General features: G+C 67.2%; 29 protein-coding genes and 3 tRNA genes. 13 read left to right on the forward strand and 19 right to left on the reverse strand.

The features are described from left to right. Positions 1-326: 326 nt before the first annotated feature. The 8 genes from RZ1_RS26955 to RZ1_RS26990 all read left to right on the forward strand — a co-directional run bounded on the left by RZ1_RS26955 (position 327) and on the right by RZ1_RS26990 (position 6121). The gene (locus tag RZ1_RS26955; protein ID WP_072815724.1) at positions 327-836 is read left to right on the forward strand and encodes a DUF3558 domain-containing protein; all 510 of its coding nucleotides are present in this window, start codon (positions 327-329) and stop codon (positions 834-836) included. A gap of 15 nt (positions 837-851) precedes the next feature. Next, on the forward strand, positions 852-1223 hold the full coding sequence (locus RZ1_RS26960; RefSeq protein WP_072815726.1) for a hypothetical protein: 372 nt from the start codon (positions 852-854) through the stop codon (positions 1221-1223). Positions 1224-1288: 65 nt separating this feature from the next. Continuing rightward, positions 1289-1807: a DUF3558 family protein gene (locus RZ1_RS26965; protein WP_072815728.1), complete on the forward strand. Its 519-nt coding sequence runs from the start codon at positions 1289-1291 to the stop codon at positions 1805-1807. A 12-nt stretch (positions 1808-1819) separates the two neighbouring features. After that, positions 1820-2191, forward strand: coding sequence for a hypothetical protein (locus tag RZ1_RS26970; RefSeq protein ID WP_072815730.1), 372 nt, complete (start codon positions 1820-1822; stop codon positions 2189-2191). A gap of 3 nt (positions 2192-2194) precedes the next feature. After that, complete coding sequence (locus tag RZ1_RS26975; protein WP_072815732.1) at positions 2195-3688, forward strand: hypothetical protein; 1494 nt, start codon at positions 2195-2197, stop codon at positions 3686-3688. Further along, positions 3685-4443: an ESX secretion-associated protein EspG gene (locus tag RZ1_RS26980; RefSeq protein ID WP_072815734.1), complete on the forward strand. Its 759-nt coding sequence runs from the start codon at positions 3685-3687 to the stop codon at positions 4441-4443. The genes RZ1_RS26975 and RZ1_RS26980 overlap by 4 nt, the downstream gene beginning before the upstream one ends. A gap of 97 nt (positions 4444-4540) precedes the next feature. After that, positions 4541-5686: a DNA cytosine methyltransferase gene (locus RZ1_RS26985; RefSeq protein ID WP_072815736.1), complete on the forward strand. Its 1146-nt coding sequence runs from the start codon at positions 4541-4543 to the stop codon at positions 5684-5686. A gap of 60 nt (positions 5687-5746) precedes the next feature. Next, positions 5747-6121 carry a very short patch repair endonuclease gene (locus RZ1_RS26990; protein ID WP_072815785.1) on the forward strand — a complete coding sequence of 125 codons (375 nt, stop codon included), beginning with the start codon at positions 5747-5749 and terminating at the stop codon, positions 6119-6121. A gap of 27 nt (positions 6122-6148) precedes the next feature. Here the strand turns inward: RZ1_RS26990 and RZ1_RS31005 are convergent, their stop codons facing one another. From RZ1_RS31005 to RZ1_RS27060, 14 genes are all read right to left on the reverse strand, one after another. Further along, positions 6149-6454 (reverse strand): DUF2510 domain-containing protein, encoded by a 306-nt coding sequence (locus RZ1_RS31005; protein ID WP_072815738.1) that lies wholly within the window; start codon positions 6452-6454, stop codon positions 6149-6151. 59 nt (positions 6455-6513) lie between these two features. Next, positions 6514-7662, reverse strand: a complete 1149-nt coding sequence (locus RZ1_RS27000) for an acyl-CoA dehydrogenase family protein (RefSeq protein WP_072815740.1) — start codon at positions 7660-7662, stop codon at positions 6514-6516. Continuing rightward, entirely contained in the window at positions 7662-8894 is a 1233-nt protein-coding gene (locus tag RZ1_RS27005; RefSeq protein WP_072815742.1) for an acyl-CoA dehydrogenase family protein, read from the reverse strand. The genes RZ1_RS27000 and RZ1_RS27005 overlap by 1 nt, the downstream gene beginning before the upstream one ends. 801 nt (positions 8895-9695) lie before the next feature. Next, the gene (locus RZ1_RS27010) at positions 9696-11183 is read right to left on the reverse strand and encodes a terminase large subunit domain-containing protein (RefSeq protein ID WP_072815743.1); all 1488 of its coding nucleotides are present in this window, start codon (positions 11181-11183) and stop codon (positions 9696-9698) included. Further along, positions 11167-11643, reverse strand: a complete 477-nt coding sequence (locus tag RZ1_RS27015; protein WP_238071739.1) for a P27 family phage terminase small subunit — start codon at positions 11641-11643, stop codon at positions 11167-11169. The genes RZ1_RS27010 and RZ1_RS27015 overlap by 17 nt, the downstream gene beginning before the upstream one ends. Further along, complete coding sequence (locus RZ1_RS27020; RefSeq protein ID WP_072815789.1) at positions 11640-12539, reverse strand: phage major capsid protein; 900 nt, start codon at positions 12537-12539, stop codon at positions 11640-11642. The genes RZ1_RS27015 and RZ1_RS27020 overlap by 4 nt, the downstream gene beginning before the upstream one ends. Positions 12540-12880: 341 nt before the next feature. Continuing rightward, positions 12881-13345 (reverse strand): hypothetical protein, encoded by a 465-nt coding sequence (locus tag RZ1_RS27025; RefSeq protein WP_072815745.1) that lies wholly within the window; start codon positions 13343-13345, stop codon positions 12881-12883. Positions 13346-13355: 10 nt separating this feature from the next. Next, positions 13356-13610, reverse strand: coding sequence for a hypothetical protein (locus tag RZ1_RS27030; protein ID WP_072815746.1), 255 nt, complete (start codon positions 13608-13610; stop codon positions 13356-13358). Beyond that, entirely contained in the window at positions 13607-13957 is a 351-nt protein-coding gene (locus RZ1_RS27035; protein WP_072815748.1) for a hypothetical protein, read from the reverse strand. Before RZ1_RS27035 ends, RZ1_RS27030 begins: the two co-directional genes overlap by 4 nt. Positions 13958-14157: 200 nt before the next feature. Then, positions 14158-15273 carry an AAA family ATPase gene (locus RZ1_RS27040; RefSeq protein WP_238071740.1) on the reverse strand — a complete coding sequence of 372 codons (1116 nt, stop codon included), beginning with the start codon at positions 15271-15273 and terminating at the stop codon, positions 14158-14160. 16 nt (positions 15274-15289) lie between these two features. Continuing rightward, positions 15290-15583: a hypothetical protein gene (locus RZ1_RS27045; RefSeq protein WP_072815749.1), complete on the reverse strand. Its 294-nt coding sequence runs from the start codon at positions 15581-15583 to the stop codon at positions 15290-15292. Position 15584: 1 nt separating this feature from the next. Continuing rightward, a complete protein-coding gene (locus tag RZ1_RS27050) occupies positions 15585-16004 on the reverse strand; it encodes a hypothetical protein (protein ID WP_072815751.1) in 420 nt (139 codons plus the stop codon). Further along, entirely contained in the window at positions 16001-16321 is a 321-nt protein-coding gene (locus RZ1_RS27055; RefSeq protein ID WP_072815753.1) for a hypothetical protein, read from the reverse strand. The genes RZ1_RS27050 and RZ1_RS27055 overlap by 4 nt, the downstream gene beginning before the upstream one ends. A gap of 67 nt (positions 16322-16388) precedes the next feature. Beyond that, complete coding sequence (locus RZ1_RS27060; protein WP_072815755.1) at positions 16389-16610, reverse strand: helix-turn-helix transcriptional regulator; 222 nt, start codon at positions 16608-16610, stop codon at positions 16389-16391. A gap of 114 nt (positions 16611-16724) precedes the next feature. On the opposite strand from RZ1_RS27060, the gene RZ1_RS27065 reads away from it, so the two are divergent. After that, on the forward strand, positions 16725-17300 hold the full coding sequence (locus RZ1_RS27065) for a helix-turn-helix domain-containing protein (protein WP_139282010.1): 576 nt from the start codon (positions 16725-16727) through the stop codon (positions 17298-17300). Further along, the gene (locus RZ1_RS27070; protein ID WP_072815759.1) at positions 17293-18513 is read left to right on the forward strand and encodes a tyrosine-type recombinase/integrase; all 1221 of its coding nucleotides are present in this window, start codon (positions 17293-17295) and stop codon (positions 18511-18513) included. The genes RZ1_RS27065 and RZ1_RS27070 overlap by 8 nt, the downstream gene beginning before the upstream one ends. A gap of 97 nt (positions 18514-18610) precedes the next feature. Here RZ1_RS27070 and RZ1_RS27075 read toward each other — a convergent pair. The 3 genes from RZ1_RS27075 to RZ1_RS27085 form a co-directional block, all read right to left on the reverse strand. After that, positions 18611-18683: transfer RNA gene (locus tag RZ1_RS27075), tRNA-Arg, on the reverse strand. A gap of 43 nt (positions 18684-18726) precedes the next feature. Continuing rightward, a tRNA-Ser gene (locus RZ1_RS27080) sits at positions 18727-18818 on the reverse strand. Between the two features lie 76 nt (positions 18819-18894). Further along, positions 18895-19605, reverse strand: coding sequence for a dienelactone hydrolase family protein (locus RZ1_RS27085; RefSeq protein ID WP_072815793.1), 711 nt, complete (start codon positions 19603-19605; stop codon positions 18895-18897). A 62-nt stretch (positions 19606-19667) separates the two neighbouring features. Here RZ1_RS27085 and hisC point away from each other — a divergent pair, with 62 nt between their 5' ends. Both hisC and RZ1_RS27095 read left to right on the forward strand, forming a co-directional pair. Continuing rightward, positions 19668-20747, forward strand: a complete 1080-nt coding sequence (gene hisC, locus RZ1_RS27090) for a histidinol-phosphate transaminase (protein WP_072815761.1) — start codon at positions 19668-19670, stop codon at positions 20745-20747. Positions 20748-20855: 108 nt separating this feature from the next. Further along, on the forward strand, positions 20856-22541 hold the full coding sequence (locus tag RZ1_RS27095) for a bifunctional metallophosphatase/5'-nucleotidase (protein WP_072815763.1): 1686 nt from the start codon (positions 20856-20858) through the stop codon (positions 22539-22541). Here the strand turns inward: RZ1_RS27095 and RZ1_RS27100 are convergent. After that, complete coding sequence (locus RZ1_RS27100) at positions 22528-23523, reverse strand: alpha/beta hydrolase (RefSeq protein WP_072815765.1); 996 nt, start codon at positions 23521-23523, stop codon at positions 22528-22530. The genes RZ1_RS27095 and RZ1_RS27100 overlap by 14 nt on opposite strands. 218 nt (positions 23524-23741) lie before the next feature. Here RZ1_RS27100 and RZ1_RS27105 point away from each other — a divergent pair, with 218 nt between their 5' ends. Then, positions 23742-24521 (forward strand): enoyl-CoA hydratase/isomerase family protein, encoded by a 780-nt coding sequence (locus tag RZ1_RS27105; RefSeq protein WP_072815766.1) that lies wholly within the window; start codon positions 23742-23744, stop codon positions 24519-24521. A gap of 85 nt (positions 24522-24606) precedes the next feature. Here RZ1_RS27105 and RZ1_RS27110 read toward each other — a convergent pair. Further along, positions 24607-24694, reverse strand: a tRNA-Ser gene (locus RZ1_RS27110). Positions 24695-24713: the final 19 nt, after the last annotated feature.

Genomic DNA, 24713 nt, shown 5'->3' on the forward strand with positions numbered 1-24713 from the left:
TTCCGGGGCAACTGTTCCAGCCTAATCCCATCCGCACACAGACGCAAATCCGTGCCGCTTCCTGAACCAGGGGCGGTGCGAAACCCTACCAGAAGGTTCCGAACCAGTGAAATTCGCAGGCGCCTTCGTCCAACCTCGTTGTCCCGGTCCATCAGGTCCGGGTCGGTGTCCGTGTCGCTCTGACCTGGAATAAGTTACGCGACACCCCAACAGAACACCAAATCGCCAGGTCAACGGCTGTTTTTCGTCGTAGTGGCATGTCGGCGGAACCGGAAACGGGGTGCGTGCGTCGAACCTGATGAGGGCAGTAGACGGAAGGGGCGGGGATGCGCCACGCAATCGCGTTGGTCGTGCTGTCGACCTCGATGCTGCTCGCCGGCTGCGCAGTTGCGGTGACGGGCCGGGCGACGAAGGAGGTTCCTGCCGAGCTCTTCGATCCCTGCATCCTCCCCGAGGATGCGCTCCGAAGCGTCAACGTCGACCCGGCGACCGCTGCGGCCGACTTCTTCGGAGTCCAATCTGAGGGCTGGGAACTTTGCAGTTGGAGGTCCGATTGGTACTTCCTGTCGATCTTCACCACGGACACCACCGTCGAAGAGTTGCGTGCGCGCCCCAAGAACACGGACTTCCAACCCGTCGAGGTAGGAAGACGCGACGCCGTTACCTTCCGCAGCATCTACGAAAGCGAGGCCGATCTGTGCGACCTCACCTATCCGAGTGCTGTCGGCACGGTGATCATCCGCATCAGCACGAGAGGCACCAAGGAACAGCTCGAAGACCCGTGCGCGGTCAGCATCCGTACCGCTCGTGCGCTCGATTCGTACATCCCCGCGTAGTCCTCAGGAGGATCTTTGACCACCCCTGCCACCCAGTTCGAGCGACTGACCCACTCTGCGGAAGCCGGCCGTCTCTTCCTGGAGCCGGACGCGGCCACTTCATGCTCCGCCGCCTGCGATCAGTTTCTGGTCGTTCTCGAGGAGCTGAAGAGGAGCACTCGCGACCTCCTGTGCAAGGAGGCATGCGGGCACCTTTCCTCCGCCCAGACCCTCGGCCAGAAATTCGACAACAAGGCCATCGGTCCCGGTGGATTCGCCGACGTCCTCCAACAACACATCGACACCGTCACCCGTATGAAGGCTCTCTTCGACGCAGCCGGCAAGGCTTACGTCGAAACCGACGCTGAGACGCGCGCCCGCATCGCCGCAGCACACCCCGACAAGTAGAGGGAACCGACAGTCGCTTCGCCGCGTCCAACCCGATAGGCAGCACCAGCAAGGAAGGACGACGGATGCGCGCAGCACTCAACGCTGTCCTACTTGCCGCCCTCGGTGCGATGGCCGCAGGTTGCTCGATCGACACGACGATCCCAGGTCGCGCTACCAAAATCGTTCCCGCCACCCTGTACGACCCCTGCACCCTCCCCGACGACGCGCTCCACGCGATCGGCGTCGATCCTGCCAGCGCCGAGTCCGACTTCGTCGGCGTCCAATCCGAAGGCTGGGAAGTCTGTGACTGGGAGGCCGACTGGTTCTACATCACCGTGTTCACCACCGACGTCACCGTCGAAGAGTTCCGCGCACGCCCACGAACCGCCGATTTTCGCGCCGTCGACGTCGGCACCCGCGACGCACACACCTTTCGCAGCACAGCAGCGTCGCAGCTCGGCCTGTGCGACCTCGTCTATTCCAGTTCCCGAGGAACGGTCCTCATCCGGGCAGATACGAAAGCCAACGAGCAGATACGTGAAGATCCCTGCACCGTCGTGCTGCGCACAGCCGTCACCCTCGACCCCTATATCCCAGACTGACAAGGGCCGCCCATGAGGAACCAACAGACGCTGTTCACCCAACTTGCCCAGGAAGCCGAGAGCGGGTGCCTCTTTCTCGAACCCGACGCCGCCGCAACCTGCACCCAGGCATGCGCGAACTTCCTCGATGTGCTGATCGACTTGAGACACCGAGCGAACACCCTGTTGTGCAAGGAAGCCTTCGGTCACCTCCCCTCCGCACAAGCCCTCGGCCAGAAGTTCGATGACAAAGCCATCGGCCCCGGCGGGTTCGCCGAAGTCCTCCAGCAGCACATAGACACCGTCACTCGTATGAAGACACTCTTCGAAACCGCCGGCAGGGCGTACGTCGAAACCGACGCCGAGACCCGTGACCGTCTCGCCGCGGTTGCGAGTGAGAGGTGACCGATGGGCTTCCCTTCGTTCACCGAGGTCCTGGCCGGCCTTTCGATGCAGGCCGTAGGTCGCGGCGCGCTGGTCATGCCCGATGTGGCCGGGACCATCGATTCGGCCAGCGGCGCCAGCCGCACCGCATTCCAGTTCCTCGACGCGATGATCGGAGTCGACACGGTCGGGTGGGCGCACGACCGCGCGGCGCGTGATCGGGGCAACGCCGGACGCGCAGAGCTCGAGTCCTCCTACGGCATCGCCGCTTCCGACTTCGTCGGTGATTTCGAGCCGCCGTCGGTGTCGATGATGGAGTTTTTCGACGGCATGTCCCACGCCGAGATCGTGGAGTTCGTCGAGGCGATGCAGCCGGCGCGGATGCAGGAAAGCGTCGACGGTTGGGGGCGCGCGCAGGTCCAACTCGACGACCACCTCGAGGTGTTCCGCGATGCGATCTCGGCGGTGTTCGCGGAGCACTGGACGGGTACCACCGCGAGCGTCGCCGGGCGCGGTGTCGCGGACTATTCGACGAGTCTGACGCAGCTCACCAGTGCGCTTGCACTGGTGACGAACAGCCTCGGCTACGCGAGCGTGGGCATCGAGCAGGTCAAGCAGCGGCTCCCGGAACCACCGCAGTCGACGTGGTCGGACGAGCTTCGCAGTTTCTCGATCGCCACGGCATCGCTGTCCGCCGCGAACATCGCGGGCCGAGTGAACAATCTCTTCCACGAAGAGGAAGAGGCCCGCGCGACTGCCGTGCGCATCATGCAGGAGGATTACGCGCCGACGGTCACGACCTCGGATTCGCGCGTCCCGGTCCTACCGGCCGCGTTCGACCCCACGGCCGACGGCAACGCCGGTTCGGGGGGATATCCCGGGTCAGGCGGCGCAACCGGCTCGTCGGGGTCCGGTCGGGGAAGCGGCAGCAGCGGGTCGGACGGTTCGTCGGCATCGCCCACGGCCTATGGCGGAGGCACCGCAGGCACGACCGGTGATCCCGATGGTTCCGCGGCAGGGGTTTCCGGATCTCGAGGAACCGGATCGCAGAGCGAATTCGGGGTGCCGGAGTCGCAGCCTTCGGACGATGCAGCGTCGGGTAGCGCGCGGACCACGGCAGCGTCCGCCGATCCCGGAAGCGCTCTGCCCGGATCTGCGGCGGCGTGGCCCGGCAGCAGCACATCACCCGGATCAGGCAACACCGTCGGCAACGGGTCCGGTACGGGTTCGCCGAGCGCGGGATCACCGGGCACAGGGTCGCCGGGACCGGGCTCGCCGGGCTCGGTCCCGCCCGGATTCGTTTCCGGAACGGCAACCGCTACCCCCGCGGGTGCCGCACCCGGTGCGGCGCGCGGGGTCGGTCGGATGACTCCGATGCCGATGGGCATGATGCCGCCCGGCGCCGGTTCCGGCGACGACGAGAAGCGCTCCGTGCCCGGTTACCTCGTCACCGAGGACCACGGCAACGAACTGATCGGCGACATGCCTGCCACGACTCCGCCGGTGCTCGGCGCATGAACCCGACGTGGCGATTGACGCAACCCGAGTTCGCGGCGGTCTGGCACCTGTTCGGCCGCGACCGCCCACCGTTTCCGTTCCAGTTCCGCAGCACCGACCGCACCATCGACGAGGCCGTTGTGTCCCGGGCGAGCGCGGCCGCACGAATGCGGCAGGTCCTCGACGAGAACCTGTATGCGGCGTTCGCGACGCTCGCGGATCCGTCGGTGCGCATCGGAGCACTGGGCCTGGACCGGCTGAACACGGCGTACGAATCCGCGGTGCGTATCCACGCGGCGGTGCGCGGTGGCCGTGCCGTCGTCGTCGCCGAGAGCACCCGACCGGACGGTTTCGTCCTCGATGTCGCCCTTGTGTCCTCGGGTGACGCCGCACGCCGGGTGGTGGAGCTGCTGCCGGCCGCTGCGCGGGGCCGGCGTCCGGCCCTGCACCTCCCCGACCGGGAACCGGACGCCGGTCGGTTGCTGCGCGACAGCCGGTACCGCTCCGGCGGCGAGGTGGCCGCCGAATTCTTCGACCGGCCCCGCGATTCCACGGGAGAGATCGCGGTGACGCCGGGCGGCGCGGTCGACGCGCGCAGCGACACCGAAACGGAGGGTTTCGGGTGGACGGACTTCACGGGGGACGGTCGCTATCTCGTGCGTCGGGCGGATCACATCGAGGCGGTTCCGGCCGGGACACGGGACGTCGAACAGCGGATTCTCCACTTGGTGGACCGCGCCGGACGCGCCCGTGCGGACCGCTCGGGGGCGTTCTGACCGGCGCGTCCCCCGTCGACGTAGGGACCGCACCGAAACTCGAGTAACGTTCTCCGTGAGCTGAGCAAGGAAGGATGCCGTGACGTCGACGGGGAACATGGTGGGGTTGTTCGCCGGGATCGGCGGACTCGAGCTGGGACTGCGCGGTCATGGCTGGAACACCGAGCTGCTCTGCGAGATCGACGCCGGCGCCCAGGCCGTGTTGCGGACCCGGTTCGCGGATGTGCCGCTGCATTCCGACGTCACGAAACTGCGGTCGCTTCCCCAGCGCACCGAGCTCGTCGCGGCGGGCTTCCCGTGCCAGGACCTGTCTCAGGCCGGCCGGACCGCGGGTATCACCGGTCCCCGATCCAGCCTGGTCGACGAGGTGTTCCGGCTGGTCAAACGCAAGCAGGGCCCGCGGTGGCTGGTCATCGAGAACGTGCCGTTCATGCTGCAGCTCGCGCGGGGATCGGCGATGCGGCACATCACCGACGCGCTCGAGGACCTCGGGTACGCGTGGGCGTATCGGGTGGTCGATGCCCGGGCCTTCGGGTTGCCGCAGCGGCGCCAGCGGGTCCTGATGGTGGCCTCGCGCACCGACGATCCGCGCACGGTGCTGTTCGGCGAGGATGCTGGCGCCCCCGACGAGGGTGATCCGGCGGCGTACCCGTGCGGCTTCTATTGGACCGAGGGGGTGCGCGGTCTGGGCTGGGCGGTCAACGCGGTCCCGACGCTCAAGGGAGGCTCGACCGTCGGTATCGCCAGTCCCCCCGCGGTGCGGTTGCCGTCGGGGGAGATCGTCACGCCCGGCCTCGTCGACGCGGAACGCCTGCAGGGCTTCGATCCGGACTGGACGGCACCGGCCACCGACGCACCGGGGGTGCGGACCGGGCATCGGTGGCGGCTCGTCGGCAATGCGGTGAGTGTGCGGATGGCGTCGTGGGTGGGGCATCGGCTGACGAACCGGATCGACTATTCGCCCGATCATCAGTCGCCGTTGCGTCCCGGTGATCCGTGGCCGAGTGCCGCGTGGGGTGCGAACCGACGCGCGTTCCGCGTGCACGAATCGCACTGGCCGGTGCAGGAACCGTACGAGGATCTAGGTGGGTTCCTGGAGGACGCCCGGTTGCTGTCGGCACGCGCGACCGCCGGATTTCTGCGTCGGGCGCGGTCGGGCAACCTGCGTTTCGTTCCGGGTTTTCTCGACGACGTGGAGAGCCACCTCGATCGGATGGGTGGGTTCCCCGAGGCAGCGGCCTGACGGGCAGCAGCGGTGTCCGAGCCCGAACGCCCCGCCACCGATCCGGTGACGAGTGCGCGGATGAGCCGGCAGCGGCGTCGCGACACCGCGCCCGAGGTGGCGTTGCGACGTGAACTACATCGGCGCGGAGCGCGCTTCTTCGTGGACCGTGCTCCCCTGCCGGGCTTGCGGCGCCGCGCGGACCTGGTGTTTCCGCGGCGTCGTGTCGCGGTGTACGTGGACGGTTGTTTCTGGCATCGCTGCCCCGTGCACGCGACCGATCCGAAGAACAACGCCGAGTGGTGGGCCGCGAAGCTCGCCGGGAACGTCTCCAGGGATCGTGACACCGATGCGCGTCTCGCGGCAGCGGGCTGGACGGTCGTGCGGGTCTGGGAGCACGAGGATCCGCTCGTCGCGGCCGACCGGGTACAGAACGCACTGACGCCGCCGTCCTGACGGACGGCGGCGCCGGTGTCGAGGTGATCAGTGAGATTGCGGCATCCCGCGGTCGGCATTGCTGTGCCGGCCGGCGGGTTCGAACCGGTCGGTCCAAGCGGTGCCGTCGAACCAGCGCACGAACGCGGGGTGTCCGGGGTCGCTGTACCAACCGGCCGGTCGGGCCGGCGCCTCGGGATCCGCGGTCTCGGGCACGGCGGGTGCCGTGACGTCGACGCGGACCGTCGCCGGGGCGCGCGACTTCGACCCGAAGACTCGGGGGCTCAGCAGGGCCAGGACGGCCAGCAGGGCAAGAAGCGCCAGCAGCGCGGCGAAAACCCACAGGAAGCTCACCGAGCCAGTTTTACATACAGGATGTATGGACTGCTAGCTGCGATACAGAACAGTGATCTTCACGCCCTGGTCAACTCCGCATAACGCGCGCGGTGCTGATCCGCGGAACCGAACTCGTTCTCGACAGCCGTCAGACGCTTGAAGTAGTGCCCGACCGCCAGCTCCTCGGTCATGCCCATACCGCCGTGCAGCTGGACCGCGTTCTGTCCGATGAACCGCGCCGCCCGGCTCACGGTGACCTTGGCTGCCGAGACCGCGCGCGCACGCACCGGCCGCTCCGACTCCAGGTTGAGAATCGCCAGGTAGACCGCGGAAACCGACTGCTCGAGCTCGATGTACATGTCGACCATGCGGTGCTGAAGCACCTGGAACGAGCCGATGGGCTGACCGAACTGTTGCCGCTGCTTCGCGTACTCGACGGTGTCGGCCAGCACCTTCCGCATGAGACCCACGGCTTCGGCACTCACCGCGGCGGTCGCCTCGTCGACAGCCCGCTCGACCGATTCCCACGCCTCACCCTCGGCGCCGAGCAGCGCGTCGGCGGGCAGCCGCAGGCCGGTGAACACCAAGTCGGCGGCACGCCGGTCGTCGATGGTCCGGTAGCTGTGGACCTCGACACCCTCGGGCGGATTCTCGGCGTCGAAATCGACGAGGAACAGCGAGACGCCGTCGGTGTCGCGGCGCTCCCCCGAGGTCCGGGCGGTCACGAGTAGCTTCTGCGCCCAGGGCGCGCTGCCGACCACGATCTTCTCGCCGTCGAGCACCCACGAGTCGCCGTCGCGGCGGGCGGTGGTGGACACGTCGTTCAGCACGTTTCCGGACGTCGGTTCGGTCGCGGCGAACGCGACGACGGCTTCGCCCGCGACTATGTCCTCGAGCACCGCCTCGGCGCGTGCACCACCGGTCCGGGCGAGCAGCCCGGCGCCGAGGACAACCGTGTCGACGTACGGTTCGACGACGAGGGCGTAGCCGAGCTGTTCGGCGACGATCATCAGCTCGACGGGACCGCCGTCGAGCCCGCCGAACTGCTCCGGCACGGTGGCACCGAGGATGCCGAGTTCCTCGGCGAAGCCCCGCCAGATGTGCGGCTGGTGGCCGGCACCGATCGTCGCCGCCTTGCGGCTCTCGGCGAGGTCGTAGCGCGATGCGAGGAACTTGGCGATCGAGTCGCGGAGCAGTTCCTGTTCCTTGGTCAGACTGAAGTCCATCAGAGCCCCAATGCTGCTTTCGCCAGAATGTTCCGCTGAATTTCGTTGCTGCCCGCGTAGATCGAGCCGGCACGGTCGTTGAAGTAACGCAACGGCGCGACCGCCTGCCATTCCTCGCCGCTGAGGTAGTCGTCGGCGGGCGGAACGAAGTCCGCGATCGGACCGCCGGGTTTCGCCCGGTGCGGCTGGTAGACGCGACCACGCGGACCCGCAGCCTCGAGCGTCAGCTCGGTGAGCGTCTGGCTCAGCTCGGTGGAGAGCACCTTGAGCATCGACGCCGACGGTCCCGGGTCGCCGCCCGACGACATGGTCGACATCGTCCGGTATTCGAGGATCTCGAGGACCTCGGTGCGGATGCGCGCGTCGGCCAGCTTGGCCGCGAACAGCGGGTCGTCGATCAGCATGCCGCCGCCCGGGCCGGGCTGCTCGGCCGCGACCGCGGCGAGCCGCTCGGCCATCACCTGGAGTGCCGGGGCCGCGGCGGCGCCGCCGCGTTCGAAGATCAGCAGGTACTTCGCGACCGTCCAGCCCTCGTCGATCTTGCCGAGGACGTTGGCCTTGGGCACCCGGACACTGTCGAAGAACACCTGGTTCTGCACCTGCTCGCCCGAGGTCATCACCAGCGGGCGGATCTCGATGCCGGGTGAGTTCATGTCGATCAGCACGAACGTGATGCCCTGCTGCTTCCGCCCGCTCCGCGACGTGCGCACCAGCGCGAACATCCAGTTCGCCTCGGTGGCGTGCGTCGTCCAGATCTTGCTTCCGGTGACGACCAGGTCTTCGCCGTCGTCGACAGCGGCCATCGACAGGGACGCGAGGTCGGAGCCGGCCTCGGGCTCCGAGTAGCCCTGGCAGAAGAAGACCTCGCCGGTGAGGATGCCGGGGAGGAAGAAGTCCTTCTGCTCCTGGGTGCCGAACGCGATGATCGCGTGCGAGACCATCCGGATGCCCATCGGCGAGAGCGACGGCGCTCCGGCGAGGATCGACTCCCGGCTGAAGATGTAGTGCTGGGTGAGGCTCCAATCGCAGCCGCCGTACTCGACGGGCCAGGCCGGTGCCGCCCACCCCCGCTCGTGCAGGATGTGCTGCCATTCCATGCTGGCCTCGTGATCCGGATACACGCTCGTCGCCGACTTACCGGCGCGACGTATTTCCGGCGTCAGCTTCGCTTCGAGAAATGCACGTACCTCGTCCCGGAAGGCCGAATCGGCCTCTGACCACGAAAGATCCATCGATGCTCCCGGTTCTGGGGTGCTCGTCGTTCACGACAAGCGATGAGAATCACCATTAACTTAACAAGCTCAGGCGGAATCTACCGAGATTTCGTGCCCCACGTCAACAGATCCTTCCGATCACTGTCGGGATCGGATTGCCCGAAGAAGACTCGCTCACACGCCGGGGCAGCGAAAGCCGAAGAACTCCGGCCGCGGCGCGACCGAAATAGGATTTCCGAAAACCGGAAATATTGATCTCGCGCCGGTCGGCCACGCGCGCGGCCGCGCACACGGACCCACAAGGAGCAGCTGCGTGAAGTTGCCCGCCTCTGCGACGGATGGGTGAGCCGAGGAGATCGTGGCGAAACTGCCCTGGGCGACCCATGGAACCAGAAAGCCCCGCATCGCGATCGATGCGGGGCTTTCGCTGTGCGCCCGAAGGGATTCGAACCCCTAACCTTCTGTTAGCAAGAAGGGTCATTTCGGGCTATTCCGTGTCGTTCCAGATTCACCCGATTACCAGCATGAACAGCGGATATCCATCGATCGGCTATTCCATGTCATTCCGCGTCGTATCAGTCAATTCGTGTCGTAAACGTGTCGAGGGTCAGAACGTCTCACGCGTGCGCGGGGATTCGGCAGGCTCGCGAGGCCAGGCGGACGGGACGGTGGCGGCTCATCTGATCCCCCATCTCCTCCACATTCACCAATCCCCGAACGTGGCGAGAGATTTGCACCGATCCCGGAAAAACTCTTGCCGATCCCCGAAAGTTTCGGCGGTTCCCAGTTCCCGCACAGTGGGTCCGGAACCGGGAACCGTCACCACCAGCTCTCTCCCTTGTCCCGACCGCGCGAGCGGATGAGCGCGTGCGGCAGATCCCAGCACCGCGGTTCGGCGGGTACGTGGGTGCCGGCCGTGGTGGTCAGCACCTCGCACTGACGGGGCCGTGGGTTGTCCGGCCGCCAGGACTGCATACCGGACTCGGTGGCGGCCATGACCTGCATGAGGGCGTCTGCGAGATCGTCGTGTCCCGCGTGCTCGGGCACCTCGATACGGACTGCACCGGTCGGGGTCAGCTCGTACGTGAGGGCGTGGAGCTGCTTGAGTAGCTCGGGATGGCGGGGGAGCACGATGCGGCCCTGCTGCAACAGCACCTTGAGCGCACCGTAACCGCTGGTCTTGCGTCGATTGTCGGTGGTGACCGGAAAGACCGGGGTACGGGAGCGGGTCGACGTCCATTCCTGCCGGTCGATCGTGTTCCGTAGGACCTGGGTGGGCATCGCGCCCACGCCGTTGGTCTCGGAGATGATCTGCGCGAGATCGTAGCCGCGGGCCACGGTCGCAATGCGGTCGATGAACTGGGAATACTGCATCTTGCTGTGATGCTCGAGCCACGGCAGGAAATACACCAGCTCGTTCTGGTGCCGGCCGCGGTTCAGCTCCCCGTCGTCGAGCACACCGAGCAGCACGAGCGCGTTGGAATCGTTGAATCCCCAGTCCACCCCGGCGACCGCGATCTGCCCGTACGCCTTCTCCGGTGGGGTGAGGGCGTAGTCGGCGGTGTTGTCGTCGAGCTCTGCGGCGGCGAAGTAGGCACCCTGGTCGTCGATCCACTCGGCGAGTACCTCGCGCGCGTACTCCCGTGAGGTCATGGTCTTGCGGAAGTCCTCGAGCAGCTCGGCGTCGACGAGCGGGGACGCGGTGCTGGGCCAGTGGAAGGACTCGGCGCGCGCATTGGGGTCGATCCTGCCGATCTGCCACTGACGGTGGAAGAAGTGGTCCCGGGTCCACGGGGACGACGCCATGACGATGCGTGAGCCGGGCCGGGCGATGACAGTGAACTTCGCCGCGGTCCACAGTGCCTCGTCCATGAAGTTGGCCTCGTCGAGGATCAGCAGGTCGATGGAGCGGCCACGGACCTGCCGGGTCGATGCGGGGGCGGAGACGATCTCCGAGCCGGTCGAGAGCAGGATGCGGGACTTGTTCTCTTCGACGGCCGCCCCGGCGAGCAACGGGGACGAGAGCAGCTCGGCAATCGAGGCCAGCACGAGCTTGGCGGCCTCCTCACCGGCCGAGAGAACGAGCGTCTTGGATCCGGGCACCGAGAACGCCTGGTGCAGCGCGAGCACGGCCAGGGTCCGGGACTTGCCGGCTTGGCGGCCCGAGCACACCGCGCGGATCTTCGCCGGGGAGCGGGCCAGCTCGATCTGGTGGGGCCACAGCGGCGCGCGGGCGATCTCGCGGGCGAAGACGTCGATATCGTCACGGGCGGCCCGGATCAGGGCACGGTCAATCGTTGCGGTCACGGTCGGTCTCCTGAGCCATGAGGGCGGCAAGGTCGAGTTTCGTTGCAGCAGCATCCTTTTGGAGCTTGGCACGGGACACCGGGTCCATACCGAGGGCGGCGCGCAGGGAGGCGGCGCGACCCTCGTAGCGATCAAGGATCTTCGCGGCGGGAACGACGTTGCCGCCGTCGTCGAACATGCCGTGCTCCTCGATCCACGCGTGCAGCAGGTCGCACTTGGCCTCGAACCGGGCCCACGACAACAGGGCGGGTTCGTAGCTGGGGTCGTTCAGGTATGGGGCCGATGCCCGGGCGGTCTCGACCCAGCGCCGCGCGATCGGTTCGACGACGCGCGGGGAGTGTGCGCCGTGGGTGAGCGACAGGGTGTTGCCCGGCTCGAATGGGGGGCGCTGCCACGCGGGCGGGCCGGCCGGAGCCGCAGACATGGTGTCCACGACTCCGGCCTCGGTGGGCTCGGTCACGGCGTCGGTGCCTTCACGCCGCGCAGGATCACCACACCATCGGGGTCGAGTACCGCGGCGTCGTAGCGGCAGACGACGCGGAGTGCGCCCTGGTCGTAGTCGCCGAACGTCTCCCGCAGCACGGTCAGCGTCGGCGACAGATCGCGGGCTACCGCGATCTTCTCGGGGTTCATGAGGACGATTGCGGATTCGTCGGTGCCGGCGCCCAGGTTGACCGGAATCTTGGGCGTGACGTACACCGGGTGCCCGAGAAGCTGGTAGCGGCCGGCCTCGGTGGGATCGGGCTGCATCTGGTAGCGGCCGGCACCATCCTTGAGCTTGCGGAATGCCGTGAACGTGCGCGGTGCCATGACCCACACCACCTTGCTCGGGTCCTGGTTCGCGGCCAGGATCATCCCTTCGGCGTCGTGCAGATCGTCGAGGGTGGGCACACCGACCGCGGCCATGTCCTGCACCCCGGCGTAGTTGAGCACGCCGAGGGGCTGGGTGCGCTCGCCGCCGACGATCGCGCCGTTACCGGTGAAGAACGTGGTATCGACCTTGCCGGCGACGTCGAGGACCATGCGCTCCTGAATGGCGCCGATCGCGTCGGTGACCGACTGGCGGCCGAGCTCGTTGGAGTAGCGGTTCAGGGACTTGATGGACTTGATGGCCGGATTCAGCAGCAGCACTTCGTCGAACGTTGCTTCGACCTCGCTGATCAGCTCGTTCTCGCCGTGCCACGAGGGTTCGTCGCTGCCGGTGAGCAGCGGGACACGGACGGGACCGCTGGAATCGATGATGCGCAGGCCGGGCAGGGACAGGAAGATCGACGCGGCCTGAACCGGCACGGTGAGGATGTTCTGGACTTGCTCGGGGGAAAGGATCGGGCCGTTGCCCGTGGTGGCGAGTGCCATGAGGATGCTCCGATATCCGCCGGGCGGACAGTGGCCCAGCATGGGTGAACGGCGTTGTACGCCAAGTGATTCGACCTGCGAGCATCAGGCTCGAGCGGGTCGTGTGGTGAGGTGCCGGACCTCGGGGTGCAACTGCTGGGCGCCGGGCCCTTACGTCACGTGACAAATGATACGACAACACCCCGACACTGTGCGTAGTGCCGGGGTGTTGCCTCTCCACGCAGGACAGGGTGTGCGACGCCATCTCGGGCCGCTACTACTCGGCCCTCCTGCCTTCGCTCCCGCTCGGTAGCCCAGGAGTAAGGCCGGCGGGTGACGTTGACGCGGTTACCTACTGCCTATCACGAGCCTCTGACAGCGTTGATGAAATCCTGCTGTCCGGCCTGGATCTGCGCGGCAGTGTCGTAGGTCTGCTCGCGCGGCCGCGCACCGCCGACGCCGTTGCCGGAGCGGCCGGCACCTCCGACCGGTGAACCGAAGTCCTTGACCCGGGGGCCTAGGTGCGGCTTGGACTCGACGAGCTTCTTTGCCGCCTCGGCGTACTTCGCGGCGTCCGGTGCACCGTCGTCGCCGAGCAGCTCGGCGGCATCGACGAACCTGGCCAGGTCCTCGGGGTCCGCCATGAGCGAGCGCACCCCCTCGAGTGCCTCGGCCGCGGCGCGCTCGTGCAGCTTGGTGCGCAGCTCGTCCCGCTCGGTGGTGGCCTCCTGCGCTGCCTTGCGGTTGCCGGCCGCTTCGCTGCGCAGGTCTCGGATGATGGTCTGCGCCCACTCGGGCAGGTCTGCGATGTTCTGGGTGTCGGCCATGGTGTGTCTCCTAGTCGTTCTTGGGGTGGACGTAATCGACGTCGCCGATACGTCCGGGGTCTTCCCTGTCCGGGTCCAACGGCTTGATCTCTCCACGCTGGGGGTCGACGACACCGAAGACGACGCGGGTCGCGCCGGTGTCTCGGTTCTTCTGGAGAAGTAGCGCCGGGGACTCGTATCGCTCGCGGCGGTCGCGCTCCCATATGTCGATACTCCGGGGCTCCGGCAACGACGAGACGGCGGTGATCTCCCACGGGACGGTCATCGCTGCATCTCCTGCGTGTACTCGAATGCGTCGGCGAGCTTGTCGCGGAACTTGAGCTGTGGCGCGAGCCGGTCCACGGTCATCAGCACCGGATCCAAGATGTTGTGCGTCATCATCCGCAGCGCACCGGCCGCGACGTAGCCGAACGCGTCGACTCCGACACGGTCGAGCCACTTCGCCGAGAGCGCGTCAAGTGCGTCCTCGTCTCCGCAGTGCATTGCCATTTCGTAGGCCATCTCGATGCTGTCGGACTGCATCCTGCCGATGTTCATCATGCCGAGCGGCTGGCCGTCGTCGTCGACGAGCATGGCGTGTTCGGGCAGGGGGTTGGGGATCTTTTCGGTCATGGTTCCTCCATGTGCGGTGGTGTCTCTGTACGCCTGGTGCAACCGGTTGATCCGGCGCAACCGGTGCGCGCAAGGGTGCAAGGGTGCACGTTCTCGCGTAGACCTTGCTCCCTTGCTCCCTTGCTCCCTTGGGATTTCGCGCTCCCTTGGCCGAGCCTCTGACCTGCAAGGGAGCGCAAGGGAGCAAGGGAGCAGAGTTTCTAGGTGTCGGGGGCCTCGTTGCTCCCTTGGTCGGAGTCGAGCAGTCGCCAGAACCACGGTCCTGGAATCTCCGGCCTGAATAGGTCGATCCTTTCGACCTCCTTGTTGATGCGGGCCTTCGCGCGCTTCGCCTTGTCCGTCGAGTAGCCGGCCTCGTTCGCCGAGGAGTAGACCTCCTTGGCTGCAACCGGCCCGTCAGCGAGCAGCTCGAGAAGCCACTCGTCGATCTCACGGTGACCCGAGCTGCCGTCCGACTGTGCAGGACCTGTCCGCAGTACATCGCCCACGGTGCGATCGGAATCGCCGACGATGACGAACCGGGCCACCTCGGCGGTGTTGCCGCTGTCCGTGGTGACCTTGTGTGATTCGAGCCGATAGATCAGGGCGAGGTCTTCCTCCCCAATGCTGTTCTTCTCCTGCGACATGATCCGGTCGCCGTCCTGGCTCTCGGGGTCTTTCGCGAACCCGAACACCGTGCGGGCGACCTCACCGAATGCCGATGACCCGTTGATGCCGGCCACGACATCGCCGCTACCGGACTTGTTCAGGTGCGCGATACCCAGAACCACCCCGTCGATACGCTCGGCGAGCTTGGCCCACGGTTCGACGAGTGCCCGGACCTCGTTATTGCGGTTGACGTCGGTCTTGGATCCGATCGTGGACATCAGTGGATCGACGACGACGAGCTTCACCTCCTGGGTTATGAGCAGATCCGTCAGTGCCTCCATGTCGCGCGAAGACAGGAACCGGACCTCTTCGCCCTGGAACTCGACGATCGGGAAGAACACGCGGTTCAGATCGGCACCGGCCGCGCGAAGTCCTGGCTTGACGACGTACTTGCCGGATTCCTCGGCGGCGATGTAGGCAACGTTGGCGGGACGACCCTCCCAGTGCCCCGACAGGGTGCCCGTGGACACGGCAGCGGCGAACCATCGGCCGGCGGTCGACTTGCCGGCCCCGGGGCGACCCGCGAACAGTGACAGTGCACCGAGCGGGATTCGCCCCTTCTCGGCATACTCCCAACCCCATACCGGCACATCATCTTTCAGTGCCGACATTGGCCTGAGTTGGACTGTGCGACCGGCGGGCAGGTCGCCCTCGGGGGCGGTTGTCATCTGTCAATTCCTCCTGTCAGGCCCGCGGCGGTGCGCAGTGCACGGCCAGGTCTCGGTGTTCGGGGTGCTCGCGCCAGAACTCGCGCACGACGTCGACGTCCATGCCCTGTCCCGAGAACCCGCGTTCGGCGAGGTGCTCGAGGGTGGCGAGCTGGGCGTCACGGTCGCGGTCGATCGGATGCCCGGCGGGGTGCAGCGGCAGTCGACGAGCCCGCATTGCGATACGGCGATGCCGGCGGAATTCCTCGGTGCCGTGCTGCGGCTGCGGGGGCGGGGTGCCCATCTGGGACGGGCGCACGTACTCGGGCATCTCAGACCACCGCCCATTCGCGTTCGTGCGACTCCTCGTCGGCGGACTCGTCCGCGGCCTGCTGCGCCTTGAGGAACCCGGCAGCCACGTCGACGGCGATCTGAGCCGATCCGCCGATCTCCAGGTCTCCGAAGGTCACGATCCGCTCGACCGTGTGATCCGAGTGGAACCTCAGACGCCACCCGATGTGCAGGTTGCCCACGTTCGTGTCGACGAGCTGCACGCGCTCGAGGGGTCCGTCGACAGGCTTGCCGGTCTCGATTGCACGACAGGCGGGGCACACGGTGGTGCTGTCGCCCTCCCTGAGGGGGTGCGCCGAACGCATCCCCTCGGAGTCGTCGAACACGTCGCGGATGCCGCACCGGGCGGTGGCGGGCTCGCCTTCCGGGCGATTCTTGGGAACGATGTGCAGCACGGTCATCGGGCCACCGCCGGGACGAGCACCTGGGCGGCGGCGGTCTCGACGATCTCGTACCCGATCGGCGCGTCCGGGTCGACGATCTCGCCGCGGTCCACGGGGACGTACGGGATCGGCTGGTCGAGGTTGGTGCTGGCGCCGACAAATTCGCTGCTCGGGCAGCTTGTCAGCGCCGACAACGTGGCAGGTCGCACGAGGTGCGCGACCGGGATGCCGCGGCTACCGAGCAGCTCGGGGCGATGTGCGCCGGGGGCTGCAATGCCGGGGGTGACGATCGCTGCAACGAACGCGATGATCAGAGCTTTGGTACTCTCGAGCATGAATCTCTCCTCGTGAGGATGGTGGGATTTCGTCTTGATGCCTCGGCGGCGGCAATCCGCCGGGGCATCACTCATTGGTGGCCGATCCGCCCGTGGCTTGAGCCTCGAGCCATGCATCGACGTCCGACCAGCGGTAACGGCAGGTCCCGTTGACCTTGAAGTACTTCGGGCCGGTGCCGTTCATGGCCCAAATCGCGAGCGTCTGCGGAGCCTTGCCGAGGTATTCGGCAACCTCCTTGCGACTGCCGAGACCCTGGGCGTGAAGTCCGCCGCGTGTGGATACGGTCATTGCCTCTTCCCTTCGATAGTGCTGCATCAGCACTATTTCTAACGATTCCGTGCTGATGTGATCCTACTATGAACTGTATTCGCCCGATACGCAAGTGGGACGTATAGTGCTGGCATGACACAATCAACCTGGAATCAGCGGATGGTCTCGGCCATCGGAAAGCACGTGAAGGCAATACGGGAATCGAAGTCCCCGAAGCTATCTGCGGAAAGGCTCGCCGAACGGGTATCGCAGCTCGGCTACCCGTACAGCCGCTCGGCGCTGGTGAACCTCGAATACGGGCGAAAGAAGACGCTCGAAGTCTCCGAATTGATCGTCATCGCGGAGGCTTTGGATGTACCGCCCGTCGAACTTCTCTTCCCCGGCTTGATGGTCGAAGAGTGCGAGTTCCTGCCTGGTCATTTCACGACCGCCTGGGACTCCCTGAAGCGATTCACCGGAGAGGCTGCACTCGGCGGTATCGCCATGCGCGACCAGCGGGAATACAACCTCTCGCTGATGCGAGCGCTCGACCACAACACCGCGCAAGCTCTCGAGGCCTCAGCCCGACGCTCGGCCGCGCTATCCGACGGCGACCTCGCGCGTGTCGAGTTCGAAGACTCGCGCCTCGATGCACTCAGAAAGCACGACGCACTTCTGAAGGACAACATCCGGGCGGCCGGATACGACGTGGGCGGTGGCGATGAGTAGGCCACGTATCGAGATCGGGCAGTGGGGGAAGATCTCGACCTCACAGCAGGTCGGCGGGCGCTACCGTGCGTCGGCTCGATACCGCGACACGGACGGGCAGACCCGCACCGTCCAGGCCTTCGGTGGCAGCGGAGCGGAGGCGGAACGCCGTCTTCGAGCGGCCCTCCATGAGCGCGGACGCGCCACAGCATCGGACCTGTCCCCCGCTACCGACATCGCCACGCTCGGCAAGGTCTGGCTGGACGAACTCGAGCACGTCGGTGAACTGTCCCCCCAGACAATCGCCCAATACCGCACCGACGTCGACAACACGATCTGCGCACCGAAGACCGGCATCGGTGGGCTACTGCTCCGGGAAGCCACGACATCGAGAATCGACCGGTTTCTCAAGACCGTGAGTGAGAAGCATCCCGCCAAGGCCCGGCGGATTCGGACCATCCTCGGTCAGATGCTCGGACTGGCGGCCCGGCACGACGCGGTGGACACGAACCCCGTGCGGGACGTCGCACGTATCCGTGGCAGCAAGAAGACCGTCCGGGCGCTCACGATCGACGAGCTCGAGGTGCTGCGGCGCCACGTGAAGCTCTGGGAATCCGGTTCGGTTCCCGGTTCCGTACCCGGTGTCCCGGAACCGCAGAACCGCGGCGGCCGTCCACGCGCTCGGGGTCTGCTTGATCTCGTGGACGTATTGCTCGGCACCGGTGCGCGCATCGGGGAGGTACTGGCACTGCGGTGGTCGGACATCGATCTCACGGCGGAACCGGCTACAGCGACGATCTCGGGGACGGTGGTGCGCCTGCCCGGGAAGATGGGCGACGGGGGCGGCCTGGTGCGCCAGGGACGGACGAAAACGGACTCGGGGTATAGAACGGTCAAACTCCCCAAATTCACCCGTACAACGCTCCTGAGACTGTCGGTGAACGCAAAACCCACGGCAGACGATCTCGTGTTCCCGTCATCGGCCGGCACTCTCCGTGACCCTCACAACGTCCGGCGGCAGTGGCGGGACGCTCGGGGGGAACGGTTCGCGTGGGTCACCCCCCACAGCTTCCGTCGCACGGTGGCAACCCTGATCGACCGGGAGTCGTCGACCGAGGATGCGGCGAGCCAACTCGGGCACAGTGGGACTGCGGTGACCCGAAAGCACTACATCGAGAAGGCGGCTGCGGCCCCAGACCTCACGGACGTGCTGGAGCAGTTCAGGGCCGGCTGATCGGTCAATCCGTGTCGATTCCGTGTCGTCGTGACCCGATATCCGGACACGAGAAAGCCCCCCGCCTGCATTTCTGCTGGTGGGGGGCTTTCGTGTGTGCGCCCGAAGGGATTCGAACCCCTAACCTTCTGATCCGTAGTCAGATGCTCTATCCGTTGAGCTACGGGCGCATGTCTGTATTCAATTGTTCCGCCGGTGAACCATACACCAACGTGGCGGAGGCGAGAGGATTTGAACCTCCGGTCCCCTGTAAGGGGGACAACTCATTAGCAGTGAGTCCCATTCGGCCGCTCTGGCACGCCTCCTCGGGGGGTTTCGATTCTCTCGAACCGCCGGACCGAAACATTACACATGCTCCGCCGGTAAATGCAAAACAGCTGGTCAGCGCATGTGTACGTCGAACCAGTCGAAGATTCTGCGCCGCGCGTCGACGATCGCAGCCTCCCGCGGATCCGACTCCGGATCGACCGTCGCGTGCTCGACCGGAGGCTCGTCCGGGCGATGCGCCAGTCCCGGATAGCCGACCACGAGGGTCGGCGCGTCCGCACGGGCCGCGACCTCCCGCAGCCGCTCGACGTCGGCGGACGGTGTGGTCGGGTCGTCCTCCCCGTACAACCCGAGCCACGGCGCCTGTAGCGAACCGACGATCGACACCAGAGCCGGCGCGTCCGGATGCACCGGCTTCGCGATACCGCGCGAGGCGACACTCACCACCGCACCGACCCGGCGTTGCGTGGCCACGACGAGCGCGGCGACGCCGGCGTCGTCGAATCCGACGACCCCGATCGTGTCCGCGGACACTCCCCGCCCTGCAATCCACTCGAACGTCGCATCGACGTCGGCGAACAGGGCGTCCCCGAACACCTCGACGTCGGAACTCGCCGGCTCGCGATGGAACAGATGCGGTGCGACGACGAGCCAGCGTTCCCCGGCCAGCGCGTCCATGAACTGCAGCAATGCCGGCGCGAACACGCGCGATTCGTGCAGGAGCACGATCGCGCCGCGGGCCGTTCCGTCCGGGCGGACGACCGTCAGCGGTACCTGCCCCGCGTCCCCCGGCAAAGGAGCCGATACGGTGCTGATCACCTGCATGCTGTACACGATCGCACGACCACCGCGTGTGCGCACGCGATCACCGGGCGCATAATCGCAGGGTGACTCCACGCACTCGTCCCGACCTCGCCTCCATCCCCGCCTACGTTCCCGGGCGGAGCTTTCCGGGGGCGATCAAGCTGGCCAGCAACGAGACGACCCACGGTCCGCTGCCGAGCGTGCGGGAGGCCATCGCCGAGGCGACGACGACTCTCAACCGGTATCCGGACAACACTTCCGCGGCGCTCATCGGCGCCCTGTCCGAACGACTCCACGTCGAGCCCGAACGCATCGCGGTCGGATGCGGTTCGGTGAGCCTGTGCCAGGAACTCGTTCAGGTCACCTGCAACGCCGGCGACGAGGTCGTCTACTCGTGGCGGTCGTTCGAGGCATACCCCGTGGTCGCGGCGGTGGCGGGCGCGACGGCGGTGCCGGTGCCCAACACCGCCGAGCACGGGCACGACCTGCCCGCGATGCTCGCCGCGATCACCGACCGCACCCGCTTGATCTTCGTGTGCAACCCGAACAATCCGACCGGTTCGCTGCTGGGCCGCGACGAACTCGAGAAGTTCCTCGACGCCGTGCCGCCGCACGTCGTGGTGGCGCTGGACGAAGCGTACTTCGAATACGTGCGTCCCGCGCCCGGCGAGGATCTGCCCGACGGCCTCACCCTCGCGGAGGGGCGGCGCAACGTCGTCGTCCTGCGGACGTTCTCGAAGGCGTACGGCCTGGCGGGGCTGCGCATCGGGTATGCCGTCGCCGATCCCGAGATCGTCACCTCGCTCGGGAAGGTGCACACGCCGTTCGCGGTGAGTTCGCTCGCTCAGAGCGCGGCGATCGCGTCGCTCGCGGCGGCGGGGGAACTCCTCGACCGCACCGAGCAGGTCGTCGCCGAGCGCAGCCGGATGTTCGACGCGCTGACCGCAGCCGGCTACCCGGTGCCGCCCAGCGCCGCGAACTTCCTGTGGCTGCCCCTCGGTGAGTGCTCTCCGGCGTTCTCCGAGGCCAGCGCCGAGGCAGGTGTCGTGATCCGGCACTACGGCACCGACGGTGCCCGCGTGACGGTCGGCGATCCGCACGAGAACGACGCGTTCCTCGCGTTCGCGGCCGGGCCGGGCCGCGCGTACGCAGGTCTCGAATAGGTCCGGATCCACCGCGAACGAGACTCAACCGTTACCTGCGGGTGGCGGGGGCGTGACCCGACGTTGACACACTCACAGGGCACGGCGGCGGAACGCGGAGGAAGCTGGATGGGTGGTCGCGTATCGCGTCGGCGCGGCGTATCCCTGGCTTGCGCGTCCGCGATCCTGTGGGCGGCGACCGGCCTCGGACCGGCGGCCGCCCGGACTCCCGAGATCGTGCCGCTGCGACTCATCGCCTTCGGCGACCTCCACGGCAGCCTGCTGCCACCGCACGGTGCCCGCAGCGAGGTCGTCCGGTCCGACGGCGAGTCCGTTCCCGCAGGTGGCGCCGCCTATCTCGCCGCGTACGTCCGGCAACTGCGCGGCCAGGCCGCGAACTCGGTGCTGTATTCGGTGGGCGACGCGTGGGGGTCGTCGCCACTCGAATCGGCGATGTTCCACGACGAGCCGACCGTCGAACTGCTCAACGCGCTGGACCTGAACGCCCTGGGGCTGGGCAACCACGAGTTCGACCACGGCGTGGCGGAGTTGCGGCGTCTGCGCGACGGCGGCTGCCATCCCGAGGGGTGTCGATACGCCCCCCGGTTCGGGGGCGCGCAGTTCCCCGTGGTCGGCGCGAATCTGTTCACGGCCGACGGCACGCCCGCCGCCCTGCCGTTCAGCGTCGACTACGTCGACGGAGTGCCGGTCGGCGTCATCGGGGTGCTTCCCCGCAACACCCCGGACGTGATCAGCGCCGAATCCATCGAGGGCATGCAGTTCGGGGACGAGATCGAGGCCGTCGACCGCACCGCCGACACCCTCGATTCGCTGGGCGTCCGGTCGATCGTGCTGCTCTACAAGGGTGACCTGCCGGTGCCCACCGGTCACGACGCGTGCGATCCGGAGTGGGGTCCGGCCGCAACCGTCGCCACCCGGGTCTCACCGAAGGTCGACATCATCGTCACCGCGGACGGCGACACCCACTTCAACTGCAGTTTCACCGATCCGCTCGGCAAGCCGCGCACCGTGGTGCAGGGCGCCTCGCACGGACGGATCCTTTCGGTCGCCGATCTCACCATCGACCGCGAGACTCGCGACGTGATCCGCGACCGCACCGTCTCGTTCAACCAGGTCGTCACGCACGACATCGCCCCGGATCCTCGGACGAAGGACTTCGTCGACCGGGCCGTCGGCGAGTCCGCTGCGGTCGCCGGACAGCCGGTCGGGACCATCACCGCCGATCTCACGCGGGAGAAATCGGTCGGCGGCGAATCCGCCCTCGGCGACGTCATCGCCGACGCGCAGCTCGCCGGCGCGGAATCGACGGGCGCGCAGATCGCGCTGACCAACCCGGACGGCATCCGCGCGGACCTGACCCACGCCGACGACGGCGTCGTCACGTACGGCGAGAGCTACGCGGTGCAGCCGTTCGGAAACCGCCTGCAACGGCTCGAAATCACGGGCGCGCAGCTCGTCACGATCCTCGAACAACAGTTCCAGACCGACCTGTTCGGCGGGCCGTTCGAACGGATCCTCGCACCGTCGCACACGCTTCACTACACCATGGACCGGGCGGCGGCACCGGGGCAGCGGATCCTGGACGTGACGGTCGCGGGACAGCCGCTGGATCCCGCCGCGACGTACGTCGTCATCGTCAACGACTTCCTGGCCGAGGGCGGTGACGGCTTCACGGCGTTCACCGAGGCGCGACGCACGACGGGCGCCGGTCCCGACCTCGAGGCGCTGAACCGGTACCTGTCCACGCACGGACCGATCGCACCCCCGCCGGCCGATCGCATCAGCGTCCGCTGAGTCCGAGCGCGCGGGCCAGCGTCGGCCACGCCGACCGCAGATCGTCCTGCCAGTACCGCCACGTGTGGGTGCCCCACGGCCGGTACTCGACCGTCGCGGGAATGCGCAGCTCCCGCAGCCGACGGTCGAAGGTGATCGTGCAGGCGAACGCTCCGGCTTCGAGCGGAGCACCGACCGTCAGCACCTCGCCGTCCGCGCCCAGGTCGTAGGGTCCGAGAAGTCCGTTGCCGGTGCTGATGAAGATGTCCTTGCCGCGCAGCGCCTCCGCGTTCTCGTACGGATCGTGTTCCTTCCACGCCGGGTCGCCGGGTGCGCCCCACATGTTGTCGGGGTTGCCGCCCTTGTACGCGACGGTGCCGCGCACCGAGTCCCGCGTCGAATCGCGCGAGGTGTCCAGGCAGCCGCTGAGCGCCGCAACCCCCTCGTACAGGTCGGGATGGCGGGTGATCAGGGCCATCGCACCCGTGGCACCCATCGACAACCCGCCGATCGCGTCGATGCCGTTGCCGTCGAACGCGGCGTCGACGATCGGCGGCAGTTCCCGCGTCAGAAATGTCTCCCACCGGTTGGTACCGAGCACCGGGTCCGGATTGCGCCAGTCCGTGTAGTAGCTGGCGGTGCCGCCGACGGGAAGCACGACGTTGACGTTCTTGTCCGCGAAGAAGTCGACGATGTCCGTCCGCTGGGTCCAGGTGCTCTCCCGGTAGTCGGATTCGGCGCCGGCGCTGACGCCGTCGAGCAGGTACAGCGTCGGCCGCGGCCCCTGCCACGACGGATGCAACACCTGAACCTGCACGATCCGGTCCATCGACGGGGAGTACACGAACAGGGCGGACCGCCGGTCGGTGAGGTGCTCGACGTGGTCCAGCCGTGCGGCTGCAGGCGGGGGGTCGGCCGTTGCAGGCGCCGCACAGAGCAGCGGCCACAGGATCGAGAGGACGAAGCCGACTATCGCCGCCCTGTACGTAACTCTTGTGCGCATCGGTCTCCCTGGTCGCCGGCGGCCTAGCGTTGCGCCCACCCAATACCTCCGTGGCGAACTGGGTCAAGCATCTCCGAGTGTTCTCCAACTGTGTGCGATTCGGACTGTGTGTGTTCCGACACCGGACTTACCCGCAGGGGCGCGGTGTCAGACGGACACCCCGCACGCCTTGGTGAATATATCATTCTCTCTCGGGGAGAATCCGATATCCTCTCGTCATGGGAGACGATCTGGGAGCCGGCGGCCTGCGCTTCGAACGCGAAGGCCCGATCGGCTGGTGCATCATCGATCGGCCGGCAGCACGCAACGCCTTCACCCCGGCGATGTACTACGGGCTCAAACGAGCGGTCCGGCTCGTCAACTCCGATCCGGACCTGGCAGCCCTGATCATCACCGGCGTCGACGATGTCTTCGCACCCGGCGGGGACCTGGGCGGCCGCGCCGAACCGGGCGATAACCTGCCCGACGGCATCGGACACGACATCCTGCCGTTCCTCACCATCCGCGACAGCCGCGCACCCGTCATCGCCGCCGTCAACGGCATCTGCCAGGCGGGTGGCCTGCTGGTCGCGATGATGTCCGACATCGCCGTCGCGAGCGACCGCGCAACCTTCCGTGTGCCCGAACTCCTCCGCGGCATCCCCGACGCGACGTTCGCGGCGGCGCTGCCCGCGCACGTCGGCGTCGCGGTCGCGCGCGACCTGATGCTGTCGGCGCGACGGTTCGACGCGGCCGAAGCCCAGCGCCTGGGCGTCATCTCGCGGGTCGTGCCGCACGAGGACCTCCGGGAAGCCGCGCTCACCGCGGCCCGCGAGGTCCTGCAGACCTCCCCCGTGGCGCGAGCGCAGGTCAAGCGCATGCTCAACGAGCGCTACGGACTCTTCGACTACGAGACGATGCTCGGCGCACTCGAGACCTCACCCGAGCCGCGGGAAGGGATGCGGGCGTTCATGGAGAAGCGCCGACCGAACTGGATTCCGGAGAACCTGCCCGGCTGACAAGTGGCGGGGCGAGCCGGCCGCACGACGCACCATCATCGACGAAACGAGAAACCCCTCGCCTGCAAAACAGGCGAGGGGTTCGTGGCGGAAGCGGAGGGATTTGAACCCCCGGTCGCTCTCACGACGCTCGCTTTCAAGGCGAGTGCATTCGGCCGCTCTGCCACGCTTCCGTGGCAAATCTAACCACAG

The sequence above is a fragment of the Rhodococcus zopfii NBRC 100606 = JCM 9919 genome (assembly GCF_001895025.1).
Lineage (GTDB): Bacteria > Actinomycetota > Actinomycetes > Mycobacteriales > Mycobacteriaceae > Rhodococcus > Rhodococcus zopfii.